This window comes from Salinirubellus salinus (assembly GCF_025231485.1).
GTDB lineage: Archaea > Halobacteriota > Halobacteria > Halobacteriales > Haloarculaceae > Salinirubellus > Salinirubellus salinus.
This window is the reverse complement of record NZ_CP104003.1, coordinates 659,614-672,863: the sequence shown is the minus strand read 5'-3', so window position 1 is coordinate 672,863 and position 13,250 is coordinate 659,614. Positions and strand designations below refer to the sequence as shown.

Annotated in this window: 15 protein-coding genes and 1 pseudogene; 11 read left to right on the top strand and 5 right to left on the bottom strand. The window is 69.9% G+C overall.

The genetic code is table 11. From position 1 onward, the window contains the following. Nucleotides 1-21 precede the first annotated feature (21 nt). From msrA to N0B31_RS03715, 5 genes are all read left to right on the top strand, one after another. A complete protein-coding gene (gene msrA, locus N0B31_RS03735; RefSeq protein ID WP_260594501.1) occupies nucleotides 22-558 on the top strand; it encodes a peptide-methionine (S)-S-oxide reductase MsrA in 537 nt (178 codons plus the stop codon). Between the two features lie 54 nt (nucleotides 559-612). Beyond that, the gene (locus tag N0B31_RS03730; protein WP_380628442.1) at nucleotides 613-1,476 is read left to right on the top strand and encodes an SDR family oxidoreductase; all 864 of its coding nucleotides are present in this window, start codon (nucleotides 613-615) and stop codon (nucleotides 1,474-1,476) included. A 116-nt stretch (nucleotides 1,477-1,592) separates the two neighbouring features. Beyond that, a complete protein-coding gene (locus tag N0B31_RS03725; RefSeq protein ID WP_260594499.1) occupies nucleotides 1,593-2,393 on the top strand; it encodes a BtpA/SgcQ family protein in 801 nt (266 codons plus the stop codon). Nucleotides 2,394-2,610: 217 nt separating this feature from the next. Further along, nucleotides 2,611-2,970 carry a hypothetical protein gene (locus N0B31_RS03720; RefSeq protein WP_260594498.1) on the top strand — a complete coding sequence of 120 codons (360 nt, stop codon included), beginning with the start codon at nucleotides 2,611-2,613 and terminating at the stop codon, nucleotides 2,968-2,970. Between the two features lie 60 nt (nucleotides 2,971-3,030). Further along, nucleotides 3,031-3,267: a hypothetical protein gene (locus tag N0B31_RS03715; RefSeq protein ID WP_260594497.1), complete on the top strand. Its 237-nt coding sequence runs from the start codon at nucleotides 3,031-3,033 to the stop codon at nucleotides 3,265-3,267. Nucleotides 3,268-3,273: 6 nt separating this feature from the next. Here the strand turns inward: N0B31_RS03715 and N0B31_RS03710 are convergent, their stop codons facing one another. After that, complete coding sequence (locus tag N0B31_RS03710; protein ID WP_260594496.1) at nucleotides 3,274-4,437, bottom strand: NAD(P)/FAD-dependent oxidoreductase; 1,164 nt, start codon at nucleotides 4,435-4,437, stop codon at nucleotides 3,274-3,276. 82 nt (nucleotides 4,438-4,519) lie between these two features. On the opposite strand from N0B31_RS03710, the gene mmsA reads away from it, so the two are divergent. Continuing rightward, entirely contained in the window at nucleotides 4,520-5,989 is a 1,470-nt protein-coding gene (mmsA, locus tag N0B31_RS03705) for a CoA-acylating methylmalonate-semialdehyde dehydrogenase (protein WP_368389262.1), read from the top strand. Between the two features lie 16 nt (nucleotides 5,990-6,005). Here mmsA and N0B31_RS03700 read toward each other — a convergent pair whose 3' ends face one another. Continuing rightward, on the bottom strand, nucleotides 6,006-6,770 hold the full coding sequence (locus N0B31_RS03700) for a CPBP family intramembrane glutamic endopeptidase (RefSeq protein ID WP_260594494.1): 765 nt from the start codon (nucleotides 6,768-6,770) through the stop codon (nucleotides 6,006-6,008). Nucleotides 6,771-6,842: 72 nt separating this feature from the next. Continuing rightward, on the bottom strand, nucleotides 6,843-7,820 hold the full coding sequence (mvaD, locus tag N0B31_RS03695; protein WP_260594493.1) for a phosphomevalonate decarboxylase MvaD: 978 nt from the start codon (nucleotides 7,818-7,820) through the stop codon (nucleotides 6,843-6,845). 145 nt (nucleotides 7,821-7,965) lie between these two features. On the opposite strand from mvaD, the gene N0B31_RS03690 reads away from it, so the two are divergent. Beyond that, on the top strand, nucleotides 7,966-8,427 hold the full coding sequence (locus N0B31_RS03690; protein ID WP_260594492.1) for an NUDIX hydrolase: 462 nt from the start codon (nucleotides 7,966-7,968) through the stop codon (nucleotides 8,425-8,427). A 246-nt stretch (nucleotides 8,428-8,673) separates the two neighbouring features. Here the strand turns inward: N0B31_RS03690 and N0B31_RS03685 are convergent, their stop codons facing one another. Then, nucleotides 8,674-9,933: a Glu/Leu/Phe/Val family dehydrogenase gene (locus N0B31_RS03685; protein WP_260594491.1), complete on the bottom strand. Its 1,260-nt coding sequence runs from the start codon at nucleotides 9,931-9,933 to the stop codon at nucleotides 8,674-8,676. A 96-nt stretch (nucleotides 9,934-10,029) separates the two neighbouring features. Beyond that, nucleotides 10,030-10,890 (bottom strand): HpcH/HpaI aldolase/citrate lyase family protein, encoded by an 861-nt coding sequence (locus N0B31_RS03680; RefSeq protein WP_260594490.1) that lies wholly within the window; start codon nucleotides 10,888-10,890, stop codon nucleotides 10,030-10,032. 86 nt (nucleotides 10,891-10,976) lie between these two features. Here N0B31_RS03680 and N0B31_RS03675 point away from each other — a divergent pair, with 86 nt between their 5' ends. The 4 genes and pseudogenes from N0B31_RS03675 (at nucleotide 10,977) to N0B31_RS03660 (ending at nucleotide 13,159) form a co-directional block, all read left to right on the top strand. Further along, complete coding sequence (locus N0B31_RS03675) at nucleotides 10,977-11,447, top strand: MaoC family dehydratase (protein ID WP_260594489.1); 471 nt, start codon at nucleotides 10,977-10,979, stop codon at nucleotides 11,445-11,447. Between the two features lie 81 nt (nucleotides 11,448-11,528). Beyond that, the gene (locus N0B31_RS03670; protein WP_260594488.1) at nucleotides 11,529-12,122 is read left to right on the top strand and encodes a PH domain-containing protein; all 594 of its coding nucleotides are present in this window, start codon (nucleotides 11,529-11,531) and stop codon (nucleotides 12,120-12,122) included. Then, complete coding sequence (locus tag N0B31_RS03665) at nucleotides 12,119-12,700, top strand: PH domain-containing protein (RefSeq protein ID WP_260594487.1); 582 nt, start codon at nucleotides 12,119-12,121, stop codon at nucleotides 12,698-12,700. Before N0B31_RS03670 ends, N0B31_RS03665 begins: the two co-directional genes overlap by 4 nt. Before the next feature lie 44 nt (nucleotides 12,701-12,744). Continuing rightward, nucleotides 12,745-13,159, top strand: a pseudogene (locus N0B31_RS03660) (DoxX family membrane protein). Nucleotides 13,160-13,250: the final 91 nt, after the last annotated feature.

The window sequence follows — 13,250 nt, the reverse complement described above, 5'->3', positions numbered from 1 at the left end:
CGTTCGTACCCTACACGGCGTATGGCAGCACAGGCGACGGTCGGCGGTGGCTGTTTCTGGTGTATCGAGGCGCCGATGCAGGAACTGCGCGGCGTCGAGCGCGTGGTGTCGGGCTACGCCGGCGGCCACGTCGAGGACCCGACCTACGAGCAGGTCTGCAACGGGACCACCGGGCACGCAGAGGTCGTGCAGGTCACGTACGACCCGGAGACGATCTCCTACCGCGAACTGCTCGAAGTGTTCTTCGCGCTCCACGACCCGACGACGAAGGACCGACAGGGACCGGACGTCGGGAGTCAGTACCGCTCGGCCATCTTCTACCACGACGACGAGCAGCGCGCGACGGCCGAGGCGCTCGTCGAGGAACTGGAGGGCGAGGCGTACGACGGCATCGTCACCGAGATCGCGCCGCTGGAGACGTTCTACCGCGCCGAGGAGTACCACCAGGACTACTACGAGAAGAACCCGAACCAGCCCTACTGCGCGGTCCAGATCCCCCCGAAACTGGAGAAGGTGCGCGAGAAGTTCGCGGACAAGGTCGTCCCGCACGAGGCCTGAGTCTCGCCCTACGGATATTTCTCACCCGGCAGGGTAATCGCCGCCATGGCAGACATGACCGTCGAAGAGGTGATGGATCGCTACGGGCCGTCGGAAGTGAGGGTAGAGGACATCCTCCGACCCACGGATCCGAACTTCGAGCCGGAGACCGTCGCGCTCGTGACCGGCGCGGCCAGCGGCATCGGGTGGGCCACCGCCCTCGCGCTGGCGGCGAACGGGCTGAGCGTCGTGGGGATGGACCTCGACACCGAGGGCGTCGAGTCCGTCCGTGAGCGTGCCGAGGCGCTCGACGCCGAGGGGCGCATCGTCCCGTTCGAGGGCGACCTCCTCTCCGAATCCGACTGTGCGGCGGCCGTAGAGCGGGCGGGAGAGGCGGGCGAACTCCGTTACCTCGCCAACGTCGCGGGGCTCCAGCACATCGACGACATCCGCGAGTATCCCACCGAGCAGTGGGACCACATCCACGGCGTGATGCTCCGGGCACCGCTCCTGTTGACGAAACACGCCTGGCCCCACTTCGAGGCCGCGGGCGGGGGCGTCGTCGGGAACATGTGCTCGGTCCACGGTCACATCGTCACCGGCGGGAAGGTGGCGTACAACACCGCGAAGTTCGGCCTCCGGGGGCTGACGGCCTCCGTCGCAGCCGAGGGCGCGGGCCGGATACGCTCGTTCTCCGTCTCGACGGGCTGGGTCAAGACCGCACTCGTGGCGAAACAGCTCCCCGAAACCGCCGCCCGCCGCGGGACGAGCGTCGAGGAGGTCGTCCGAAACGTCTCGCTGGGACACACCCGGCTGAAGGAGCTGCTAGAGCCCATCGAGGTGGGGAATCTCTTCGTATTCGGCTTCTCCGAACACGCCCGCCACCTCAACGGCGGTGACTTGCTCTGGGACGGCGGCATGAAACACACCTACGCCTGACCGACCGCGGACCGCCCGCCGAACCGCATCGAGGGACACGCCCTCTCCGTCACCGAGGCGAGCGCACCGAGACGGGAGGTCCTCGGGTTCTTGTGGCCCCCACGATACGGAACGGTATGAACTTCGAGAACACCATCGTCGGGATGGTCCACCTGCCGGCGCTCCCCGGCGCACCGGGCCACGAGGGGTCGCTGACGGCGGTTCGTGAGCGGGCGCTCGCCGACGCGCGGGCGCTGGAGGCGGGCGGCGTCGACGCCGTCCTCGTCGAGAACTTCGGGGACGCCCCGTTCTACCCGGACCGGGTTCCCCGTCACGTCGTGGCCTCGACGACCCACCTCGTCGACGCCGTCACGCGCACCGTCGAGTGCCCCGTCGGGGTGAACGTGCTCCGCAACGACGTGCAGTCTGCGCTGGCCGTGGCCGCCGCGACGGGTGCCACGTTCGTCCGCGTCAACGTCCACGTCGGCGCGCGCGTCACCGATCAGGGGGTCATCGAGGGCCGGGCCCACGAGACGATGCGCCTGCGCGAGACGCTCGACGCCGACGTGTCTGTGTTCGCCGACGTGGGGGTGAAACACTCGGTACCGCTCGGTGCGGGTGGGGAGGGCGCGGAGGCCGTCGCGCGCGAGGCACGGGAGGCCGTCGAGCGCGGACTGGCGGACGGCGTCGTCGTCTCCGGGCCCGGGACGGGCGAGGTGACGGCCGCGAGTGACCTCGAACGGGTCGCGACGGTGACCGGAGACCTCGGCGTCCCCCTGCTCGTCGGGAGCGGTGTCACGGCCGAGACGGTGGGGACGACCCTCGAGACCGCCGACGGCGCCATCGTCGGGACCGCGCTCAAGGAGGGCGGGGAGACGACGGCCCCCGTCGACCCGGAGCGCGTCGCGTCGCTGGTGGCCGCCGCGCGCGATAGCTGACCCCGGTCACGGCCGGTTCGCTCGCGCCGCGCTCAGAACCGCCAGCGGGCCGAACGCGCCAGCAGCCACCCACCGATCAGGAGGCCGAGTATCGTCAACGCCGCTGCGCCGTAGACGGAGGCTTCCAGACCCATACGACACCTGTGAACGAGGCACACATAACAGTAGGTTCACACATGGCCGGTAGTTTGAGTGTGGCGGGCCGAGTGTCGGCGCCATGGCAGTCCTCGACAACGTCGTCGTCTTCGTCGCCAGCCTCCTCATCGGTGGCCTCGGCATCCACGTCGGTGCGATGGTCATCGCGTCGTCGAAGGACTACGGCCACGCCGTCGTCACGGCGGCGCTGGGCGCCATCGTCTGGGCCGTCGTCAACACCGTCGTCGGTGGTATCCCACTGCTCGGGCCGGTGCTGGTGCTCCTCGCCTACCTGCTCGTCATCCGCTTACGGTACGGCGTCGGGTGGCTGGCGGCCGGCGGTATCGCGCTGGTCGCGTGGGTGGCCGTCCTCGTCGTCCTGTACCTCCTCGCGACGGTCGGCGTGACCTCGTTCGAGGCGACGGGCGTCCCGGGCGTCTGACCGGCGCCGGAACCGCGGGCCTGAACCGACTTCCCCGCGGCCGCCGCGTTCCCGACCGAGATGTCCCCGCCACTCCTCACGCGCCGGTCGGTCACGAACGTCCTCCTGCTCGTCCTCGTGGTGGTCGTCGCCGCGAGCGGCCTCCACGACGGCGGTGGGGGCGCCGACGGCACCGTCCTCGAACTGGCGCTACTCGGTGGGCTCCTCGCGCTCGGCACTGTCGCACTCGTCGTCGCGATGAAGAGCACCGAACCCGACGACGTCTCGACCGACGAATCAGACGAGGCCGGCGACTGAGTCGACTCAGTCGTCCGCGCCGAGACCGAGTTCCTCGCGGACGAGGTCCGAGGCGTTCGAGACCGCCCCGAGCGACCCGAGGTATCCGGCGCCGACGGTGGCCTTTGCCGCACGGGCGGCCTGTCCCCGGAGGATGGTCGGCCCCACCTGCGCGACGGCGCCGTCGCCGACGCTGACGACCCACCCCGGTACGTTCGTGTCGTAACGGTCCAGTCGTGGCGGGAAGCCACCGGCCCCGCTCGCCTCGTGGCGTGCCAGTCGCGTCACGTTGGTCGCCGCCACCGGCGCCGACCTGATGGCCGCGGCCGCGCTCGCCGGCACCGCCTCGCCGTCCGCGTCGACGACACGGACGGCGTCACCCACGCCGAACGTGCGCTCACCGAGTCGCAGGTCCGCGCGGACGACGGGTCGGTCCGGGGCCGGGTCCGAACCACGCAGGCCGCCGGCCCAGACGAACGTGTCGAAGGGCAGGTCGGTCCCGTCCGCGAGCTCGACGGTGTCTTCGGTGGCGCGCTCGACGGCCACGCCGGTCCGGACCTGCACGTCTCGCGCCTCCAGTTCCTCGCGGACGGCCGTCTGGAACGCGGCGTCGAAGTTCGGCGCCACCTCGTCGAACTGCTCGACGAGCGTCACCGTCGCGTCCAGCCCCTCCTCCTCGGCCAGCGCGGCGAGTTCGCCAGCCACCTGCACGCCTGAGAGCCCCGCGCCACCGACGACGGCGTGCCGGTCGCCGTCGGACCGGCCGGTCTCGCCCTGCCGACCGTCCCCCGACAGGAACTGGTCGCGGATCTCGCGGGCGTGTTCGAGCCGCTTCAGGGGGACGGCGTGCTCCTCGAGGCCGGGGAGGTCGTAGTACGCCGTCTGCGCCCCCAGCGCGAAGACGCCGTAGTCGTACTCGAGCGTCCCGTCGTCGAGTTCCACCATACCGGCGTCGGCGTCGACCTCCGCTACCCGGGCCTGCCGCACCTCGGCCCGCGCGAGGACGGCGTCCAGTGGGACGGTGATCTCCTCGGCCAGCGACGGGCGGCGGACGACCCGGTGGAGCTCGTGCTGGACGAGGTGGTCCGGCGACTGGTCGACGACGACCACCTCCGCGTCGGGGAGGGAACGTTCGAGACGGCGAGCGGCGGTCAGACCGGCGTATCCGGCTCCGAGGACGACGACGCGCATACTCGAACTTGGGCCGTCGAGCGTTTGAGACTGCCGACTCGGGAGTACTTATACGGGTGGCGTGATACGCCGCGACATGGCAATGGAGGAACTCCGGTCCGGGACGGTTCGGAACTTCGTCGGAGGCGAGTGGACGACGGGCGCAGGCGACCCGATACCCGTGACAGACCCCGGCTCCGGCGAATCGATGGGTGCGGTGACGGTCAGCACCGAGGCGGACGTGGACGCCGCGGTCGCGGCCGCGACAGAGGCGTACGCGGAGTGGTCGCGCCGGCCGGTCGAGGAGCGCGTCCAGCCGCTGTTCCGGCTGAAGGCGCTGCTGGAGGACCACCAGGACGAACTGGCGACGTTGCTCGCGACGGAGCACGGCAAGACGTTCTCCGAGGCGAAGGGCGAACTCCGCCGGGGAATCGAGAACGTCGAGGTCGCGTGTGGGATGCCGACCCTCCTGAAGCAGGGCTCCGGCATCGTCGAGCGGGCGGCGCCCGGCATCGACGAGAGCGGCATCCGCCAGCCGCTGGGCGTGTTCGCCGCCATCACGCCGTTCAACTTCCCCGGGATGATCCCCCTCTGGTTCCTGCCCCACGCGGTGGCGACGGGGAACGCACTCCTGTTGAAGCCGAGCGAGCGCGACCCGCACACGCCGCGGCGCATCGTCGAACTCTGTGAGGAGGCCGGCATCCCCGACGGCGTGGTGAACCTCGTCAACGGCCAGGCGGACACCGTGAACGCCATCCTCGACCACCCGGGTGTCGCGGGCGTCTCGTTCGTCGGGTCGACGCCCGTGGCCGAACACGTCTACGAGCGTGCCGCCGCGACGGGGAAACGCGTACAGGCACAGGGCGGCGCGAAGAACCACGTCCTCGTGAGCGACTCCGCCGACCTCGCGTTCGCCGCGGAGCAGACCGTCTCCTCGGCCTGTGCCTGCGCGGGCGAGCGATGTCTCGCCAACGACGTGATCTGCGTCTTCGAGGACGTCTACGACGACTTCTGCGAGCAGGTGGCAGCGGCGGCCGAGGCCCAGACGGTGGGGTACGGTCCGGACGACCCGGACGTGGGCGCACTCATCACGGAGGAACACCGCGAGCGGGTCGAGGGGTTCGTCGAGGAGAGCGTCGACGCGGGCGCCCGCCTGCTCGTCGACGGGCGAGACGTGGTGGTGTCGGGCCACGAGGACGGCGTCTACATGGGTCCGACCGTCCTCGCCGACGTGGACCCCGCGATGCGGGTGGCCCGCGAGGAGGTGTTCGGCCCCGTCGTGGCCCTCACGTCGGTGTCGGGGATGGACGAGGCGCTCTCGGTGCTGAACGGGAGCGAGTTCGGCAACGCCGCCAGTCTGTTCACCGGCCGCGGTGGGGAGGCCCAGCGGTTCCGACGAGAGGCCGACGCCGGCAACCTCGCGGTCAACGCGGGCACCGCGGCCCCGATGGCGTTCTTCCACTTCGGCGGCGAGAAGGCGTCGTTCTTCGGTGACCTGCACGCGCAGGCCGACGACGCGGTGCGGTTCTACACGGACCAGACGGTGTACATCGAACGCTGGCCGGACGCCTGAGTCGGCGCTGCCGACCTCAGAGCGCGAGGTACGACAGTGTCAGCAACGTCGCGTTGTAGAACCCGTGGACGAGCGCGGGGACGACGACGTTCCGGGTGCGCTCGTAGACGTACCCCAGCACGAGCGAGACGACGGTGATGAGGCCGACGGAGACCAGCGACTCGCCGAGCGTCCCGACGACGGCGACGAGGTGGATGCTCCCGAACAGGATGCTCGCGCCGAGGATGGCGCCGACCGGGCCGAACGACTCGCGGAGTCGTCCCTGGATGGCCCCGCGGAAGAGGAGTTCCTCGGCGGGACCGACGAGCAGGATGGAGAGGACGGCGACGGCGAGGAGGAAGACGGGTGCCTCCTGTCCGGCGACGCCGACGCTGTTCGGGGCGCCCTGCAGGCCGAGGCTGAACGCGGCGAGCCCGAGGATGGTGATGGCAGCGAGCGTGCCGAACAGGCCCGCGACGGTCCAGAGGAGGTCACGTCTCGTCGGGACGCGGACCTCGACACGGAGGTAGCGGCGGGCGTACAGCCCGCCCACGAGCGCGTAGCCGAGCATCGTGAACACGAGGCTGGTCACGAGGAGGCCCACGCCGAACTCTGCGGTACCGGAACGGACCACCTCGACGACCACCGGGACGGCACCCAGCAGGGTACCGGCGCCGAGACCGACGGCGGTCAGGAGGACGGCCACGAAGAGGGCGCGGACGCGGCCGCGGCCGGTCCGGGCCCGTCCCGCGTCGTCACCGGGCAGTTCGGGGCCGTATCGGGTGTCTGAGACGGAACTCACGATAGTGGCGACATCTACGTCACGTGCGGCTATGGCGGCTCACTTGGCGTGCGCTCGAACGAGCGCTGCACCTCAGAACAGTGCCTCGGACTCGTCGAGGACGCGGGCCGGGCCGCCCAATCTCCAGACGCGCGTCTCGATGCCGAGGTCCTCGATGGCCGCCTGGACCTCGTCGACGGCGTCGCGCGTGGTGTTGAGGTAGACGCTCGCGCCGGTGTCGACGGAGAAGTAGACCGGGACGTCCGCCTCGCGGCGGAGTTCGCGGACCGTCTCGAACACCTCCAGCGTCTCGGGCTTCCAGTAGACCCACGCGGCGGGGCCGGTCATCGTCGTCGCGGCCAGCGAGAGCGAGTCCTCCTCGGCGAGCCCGTACACGTCGTCGAAGTCCGCACGGCGGAGGCCGTCGCGCATCTCGGCGATCTGGCCGTGGATGTGTGCCAGCCGTGCCTCGAACATGTGGCTCTCCGCGGCCTCCTTGTGGGCCTCCTCGGTGTGTTTGAACGCGGGGATCTCGCAGGCGACGATGCGGAGGTCCTCCTCGAACTCGTCGGGGACGGGGATGCGCTCGGAGCGACAGTCCTCGTCGTTGAGCCCGGTCCGGAGGTGGGAGAACGCGCCCGTCACGGCACGGGCGGCCGAGGAGGAGCCACGGCGGGCGATGGCCGACATCTCCTCGTGGGTCAGGTCGAGGCCGGCGGCCTCGCAGGCGGCGACGGCGGCCGCGGCGAACCCGGAGGACGAGGAGCCGAAGCCGATGTTGGTCGGGAAGTTCGACTCGCTCTCGAACCTGACGGCGTCGTCGATGCCCGCGAGGTCGCGGACGTGGTCGACGACGTGGAGGACGCGCTCGAGGCCCCGGCCGTCGACCGTCTCGCCGTCGATGACGACGACGTCCTCGTCCACCGCGCCGAACTCGACGGTGGTGGTCGAGGCGGACGGCGCGGTACAGAGGCTGATGGAGTCGTGGTACGGCAGTCGGAGTTCCTCGTCACGCATCCCGTGGTACTTGACGAGTCCCTGGATGGGGTGGGCGCGAGCGGTGGCCTTCATGGCCGAGGAGGCGTGCGTGAGTCGCTTAAGGGGTTCGGGTCCCGACGCGCCAACCGGGGAGGGCGTCCGTAAGGTGGTGTTAACGAGGCTTCGGCACCGATTACCCGGTGTCTACTTACTATCGGGTACGCAGTACGTGCAAGGTATGGCTGACAGGTCGTTCACTCCACAGGGGTTCGTCGGTCCCGGGGCGGGACCGGTCTCCGCCGGGCAACGGCGCGGGGCGAAAGCCCTCGTCCGCACCGGCGACCGGGTCCTGCTCGTCCGGGAGCGCCACGCCGACGGCTCCCCGTTCTGGACGCTCCCCGGCGGTGGTGTCGAGCCGAGCGAGTCGTTGCGCGGCGGACTCCAGCGTGAACTCGTCGAGGAACTCGGCTGTGACTCCGTCGTCGCCGACGCGTGGGGGAGCTTCCAGTACGCCCACCGGTCGAAGCCGGGCGTCGTCTCCACCTACACCATCTACGAGACGTGGCTGCTAGACGAGCCCACGCCGAACGGCCGGGAGGGCGTGACGGGGTACGACTGGGTGGACCCGGCGACACCACCGGCAGAGACGCTCCCGCAGGTGGTGGGCGTGCTAGCGGACGTGGTGAACGACCAGAACTGAGCGCAGCGGCGGTGCGGAGCGGTGCGGTCAGCACACCCACCCGCGCCGAGCGGAGCGAGGAGCGCCTCCTTCGTGAATGTTCGGGAGAGCGGAGCTCTCCTGCAGTATGGAAGACGCGAAGAGTCTTCCATGCACACCGGAACGGTTCCGCCGTTCCGGGGACGGTCCATCAGAAATCTTCGATTTCTGGGGACGGTTTTGCGCGAGCGGTTCCCGTCTCCGGCGCGAACCCGAGCTGAAAAACGTTCAGGGCCAGGTCCCGCCCTCCCGGTACGCCTTCACCACCCGCTCTATCGCCACCACGTACGCGGCCATCCGGAAGTTCGGCAGGTTGTGGTTCTCGTAGGCCCGGACGAGGCCGTCGAACGCGTCGACGATGTGCCGCTCGAGTTCCTCGTTCACGCGGGACTCGGGCCAGTAGAACCGCTGTCGGTTCTGGACCCACTCGAAGTACGAGACGGTGACGCCGCCGGCGTTGGCGAGGATGTCGGGGAAGACCTGCACGTCGCGTTCGGTCAGCACGTCGTCGGCGTCGGGGGTGAGTGGCCCGTTGGCGGCCTCGACGACGATGTCGGCCTGCACGTCACGGGCGAGTTCGCCGTCGATGGCGTTCTCCAGCGCCGCGGGGATGAGGAGGTCCACGTCGAGCGTGAGCAGTTCCTCGTTCGTGAGTTCCCTCTTCGCGCCGCTGTAGCCGGTTACGGAGCCGGTCTCGTCCTTGTAACTGCGGACGGCGGCGGCGTCCAGCCCACCGGGGTGGTAGATGGCTCCCGAGGAGTCCGACACGGCGACGACGTTCGCACCGAGCTGTGACTCGAGCAGGCGGGCGGCGACGCTGCCGGCGTTGCCGTAGCCCTGGACGGCGACGCTGGCTCCCTCGATGCGCTTGCCGAGGTAGTCGAACGCCTCGCGGGCGGTGAGCATCGTCGAGCGGCCCGTGGCCTCGACGCGGCCCTCGCTGCCGCCCGACTCGAGCGCCTTCCCGGTGATGACGCCGGGGGCGGTGGTGTTCTCGAGCTTCTCGTAGGTGTCCTTGATCCAGTTCATCTCGCGCTGGCCGGTGTTCACGTCGGGGGCGGGGATGTCCTTGTCCTCGCCGATGATGGGTCGGAGTTCCTTCGCGAACGCGCGAGTGAGTCGCTCCAGTTCGCCGTCGGAGAGCTCGCGGGGGTCGACGGCGATACCGCCCTTGCCACCGCCGTAGGGGATGTCTACGACGGCGCACTTGTAGACCATCCATCCCGAGAGCGCCTTCACCTCGTCACGGGTGACACCGGGGTGATAGCGGATACCGCCCTTGTACGGGCCGCGGTCGCCGTTGAACTGCGAGCGGAAGGCGCGGAACGTCCGGAGGTTCCCGTCGTCCATCTCGATGGAGAGGTTGGTCTCGAGCACGCGTTCGGGGTTCTTCAGTCGCTCCAGCACGTCCGGGGATACGTCGACGTACGCCGCAGCGTCGTCGAGTTGCTCCTGCAGGGACTCGAAGGGGTTCGCTTCGTCTGTCATAGCCCACCCCTCGCGGACTCGCCGCTTAAGGGTGACGGACTACATATCATATCGCAGAATTAAAGGAATATTAATGCCACGGCGGCCCGACGCCCGTCAGTCCCAGACCCCCGCCGCCGCCGCCCGCTCACGAACCCGTTCGGCTTGTGCGACCAGGGGGGCGTCTATCATCTCCCCGTCGACCTGGAACACGCCCCGACCCTCGGCTTCGGCCTCGGCGTTCGCCTCGAGGACGCGGCGGGCCCACGCGACCCGTTCGGCGTCGGGCGTGAAGGCCTCGTTGACGACGGACACCTGCGCGGGGTGGATGCACATCTTCCCGTCGTAGCCCAGCTGGAGGCCGAACCGGGTGTCCTCGCGGAGGTGATCGGTGGCCTCGAAGTCGGTGACGAGCGTGTCGATGGCGTCCACACCGGCGGCTGCGGCGGCGGTGACGACCTTCTCACGGGCGTAGAGCACCTCGGTCCCCTCGCGCGTCCGCGTCGCGCCGACGTCGGCCGAGAGGTCCTCCGCGCCGAACAGGAGGCAGTCGACCGGGTCGGCGGCGGCTATCTCCTCGGCGTGCAGGACGCCGGCGGCGGACTCGCAGATGGCGAGGAGTGGCAGGTCGACGTCCCAGCGGGCGATTGCCTCGGCGAGCGCCTCGATCGCCGCGGCGGACTCGGCCTTCGGGACCATCAGCGAGTCCAGGCGGAGGTCGGCGTCGGCGCCGAGCAGGGCTTCGAGGTCGGCCTCGGCCGACTCCCGGTCACTGTTGATGCGGACGCAGACCTCGCAGTCGGGGTCGAACGACGGGTCGGAGAGCAGGTCGACCAGCCCCTCGCGGGCCGCCGGCTTGCGCTCGGGGGCGACAGCGTCCTCGAGGTCGGAACAGACCACGTCGGCACCGGAGTCGGGTCCCTTGCGCAGGAGTTCCGGGCGGTCCGCGGGGGAGAACAGCAGGCTTCGTCGTGCCATGGGTTCGCCTCGCCCGCACGAGACTTGGGTGTTCTGTCGCTCGAGTCCCCGGTACGCTTTTCTCGCCCTCCGTCGACCCGACGGGCGTGACTGGGCTCTACTACGAGGAGTTCGAGGTCGGCGAGACCATCGAACACGAGAAGCGCCGGACGGTCAGCGAGTCGGACAACCAGACGTTCTGCGACACGACCATGAACCAGCAGCCGTTGCACCTCGACGCGGAGTTCGCCAGCGAGACGCAGTTCGGCGAGCGACTCGTCAACGGGCTCTACACGATGGCGCTCGCGGTCGGGCTCACCATCCCGGACACCACCGACGGCACCATCGTCGCCAACCTCTCGTACGACGAGGTAGAACATCCGAACCCGACGTTCCACGGCGACACCATCCGGGCGCAGTCGACGGTGACCGATAAACGCGAGACGAGCGACGGGGAACGCGGCATCGTGACGATGCACGTCGAGGCGTTCGCCGTGAACCGCGGTGACGGCGAGACCGACGAGACGCTCGTCTGTGAGTTCGACCGGACCGCGCTCTCACTCAAACGCGACGCGTGACACGCGGCTGTGGCTCGTCTGGTGGGTGGAGGGCGGCCGACGCGGGGAAGGGTTTTGCCGCCCGGCGCTGAGGAGTCGAACATGACACCCTCCACGGAGACGGTCGGCGGTGCCGTCGACGAGACCGACCCCGCGTCGTTCGACTGGCTCACCCTCGACGAGGACGAGGAGGTCGTGTGGGCTGATACGCCCCACGAGCTCTCGCTCGTCCCCGCGTTCGTCGTCGGCATCCCCCTCGCGTTCGTGCTGGTGGGCATCCCCATCCTCGTCGGCTCCTACCTCTCGTACAAGAACACGAACTACGTCGTGACGACCACAGCGCTCTACCGGAAGACGGGCATCCTCTCGCGGAACGTCCAGCGCATCGAGTTCGACAAGGTGCAGGACACCTCCTACCGCCAGTCGTTCTTCGGGGCCCAGTTCGGCTACGGCACCGTCGACGTGAGCACCGCGGGCGGCACCGGCATCGAGATGAGTTTCGCCAACGTCGAGGACCCGCAGGCGCTCCAGCGGCGCATCAACGAGCGCATCCGCTCGGGACGGGACACTGGTGAGGGGACAGACCGGGACAAGGCGGCCGTCCTCGACGACATCGTGACCGAACTCCGGGCCATCCGCGCCGCCGTGGAGGGTGAGTCGACCGAGACGGGGCCACCTGCCGAGGACGAACCGTGAGCGACACCGAGGACCTCCTGCTGGAGGCGAGCGAGGAGCTGCTCTGGAGCGGCAGCCCACGGCTGTCGGCGGCGATTCCGGCGTTTGTCGGCGGCTTCGCGCTCGTCGTCACCGGCGGCGCGATGCTCGGCGGTGTCCAAGACGTCGGGTCGGTCGGCCGCGCGGTGGGCGCGTTGCTCGTCCTCGCCGGTGTCCTGACGCCGGTCTACGGCGTCCTCGACGTCCGCCGGACCACCTACGCGGTCAGCGACCGGGCGCTCTACGCCCGGTCGGGCATCCTCTCCCGACGGGTCCGCCGGATGGGGCTCGACCGAGTGCAGAACTCGGCTTACAGCCAGAGCGTGACCGGCGGCATCTTCGGGTACGGGACGGCCTCGTTCGAGTCAGCAGGGGGTGAGGCCGCGGTCCAGTTCGTCCGCATCGAGGACCCCCGCGAGGTCCGGGCACTGGTGGACCGGCGCGTCGCGCTCGCGGCCGACCCCGTCCCGGGCACGGTCGAGCAGTGGGAGGCCGTCCTCGACGAGGTGCGGGCACTCCGTCGGGTCGTCGACACTCACGTTGGACGCCTGCGGACCTGAGTCCCGACCGGACGCTTCTTGCGCGACTCCTCCGTACACCACGCATGGAACAGCGACTCCGTCGTGTCACTCGCCCGGCGGTGGCGCGGGTCCCGGACGCCGCCACCATCGCACGCGTCGGCCTCGGCGCGATGGTGCTCGTCGCTGGCGTCCACAAACTGCTCGACCCGGCCGCGTGGGCGCTCTATGTCGTCCCGTGGCTGGAGCCGTTCATCCTGCTCTCGCCCGTCGACTTCATGCTGCTCAACGGCTGGCTCGAACTCGCGTTCGGCCTCGCGCTCCTCGTCGACCGCTACACGGCGTTCGCGTCCCTCGTGGCCGCGGCGTCGCTGACGGCCACCATCGGCTACCTCACCGTCGTCTGGGTCACGACCGGCCAGTTCGGGGACGTGCTAAGCCCGCGACGTCGGCCTCGCGATGCTCGCGTGGGCGGTGTTCGTGGAGGCGGTGCGGCGGTAGAAGGTGCGGTCTGGTCAGCGGACCGCCCAGGCCCGAGCGGAGCGAGGGCCGCTTTTTTTGGATCCAAAGTTCTGCGCGAGCGGTCGGCGAA

What these genes read in the sequence shown, in the direction of transcription:
- msrA (WP_260594501.1), top strand. Translation starts at nt 22, where the DNA reads ATGGCAGCACAGGCGACGGTCGGCGGTGGCTGTTTCTGGTGTATCGAG.
- N0B31_RS03730 (WP_380628442.1), top strand. Translation starts at nt 613, where the DNA reads ATGACCGTCGAAGAGGTGATGGATCGCTACGGGCCGTCGGAAGTGAGG.
- N0B31_RS03725 (WP_260594499.1), top strand. Translation starts at nt 1,593, where the DNA reads ATGAACTTCGAGAACACCATCGTCGGGATGGTCCACCTGCCGGCGCTC.
- N0B31_RS03720 (WP_260594498.1), top strand. Translation starts at nt 2,611, where the DNA reads ATGGCAGTCCTCGACAACGTCGTCGTCTTCGTCGCCAGCCTCCTCATC.
- N0B31_RS03715 (WP_260594497.1), top strand. Translation starts at nt 3,031, where the DNA reads ATGTCCCCGCCACTCCTCACGCGCCGGTCGGTCACGAACGTCCTCCTG.
- N0B31_RS03710 (WP_260594496.1), bottom strand. Translation starts at nt 4,437, where the DNA reads ATGCGCGTCGTCGTCCTCGGAGCCGGATACGCCGGTCTGACCGCCGCT.
- mmsA (WP_368389262.1), top strand. Translation starts at nt 4,520, where the DNA reads ATGGAGGAACTCCGGTCCGGGACGGTTCGGAACTTCGTCGGAGGCGAG.
- mvaD (WP_260594493.1), bottom strand. Translation starts at nt 7,820, where the DNA reads ATGAAGGCCACCGCTCGCGCCCACCCCATCCAGGGACTCGTCAAGTAC.
- N0B31_RS03690 (WP_260594492.1), top strand. Translation starts at nt 7,966, where the DNA reads ATGGCTGACAGGTCGTTCACTCCACAGGGGTTCGTCGGTCCCGGGGCG.
- N0B31_RS03685 (WP_260594491.1), bottom strand. Translation starts at nt 9,933, where the DNA reads ATGACAGACGAAGCGAACCCCTTCGAGTCCCTGCAGGAGCAACTCGAC.
- N0B31_RS03680 (WP_260594490.1), bottom strand. Translation starts at nt 10,890, where the DNA reads ATGGCACGACGAAGCCTGCTGTTCTCCCCCGCGGACCGCCCGGAACTC.
- N0B31_RS03670 (WP_260594488.1), top strand. Translation starts at nt 11,529, where the DNA reads ATGACACCCTCCACGGAGACGGTCGGCGGTGCCGTCGACGAGACCGAC.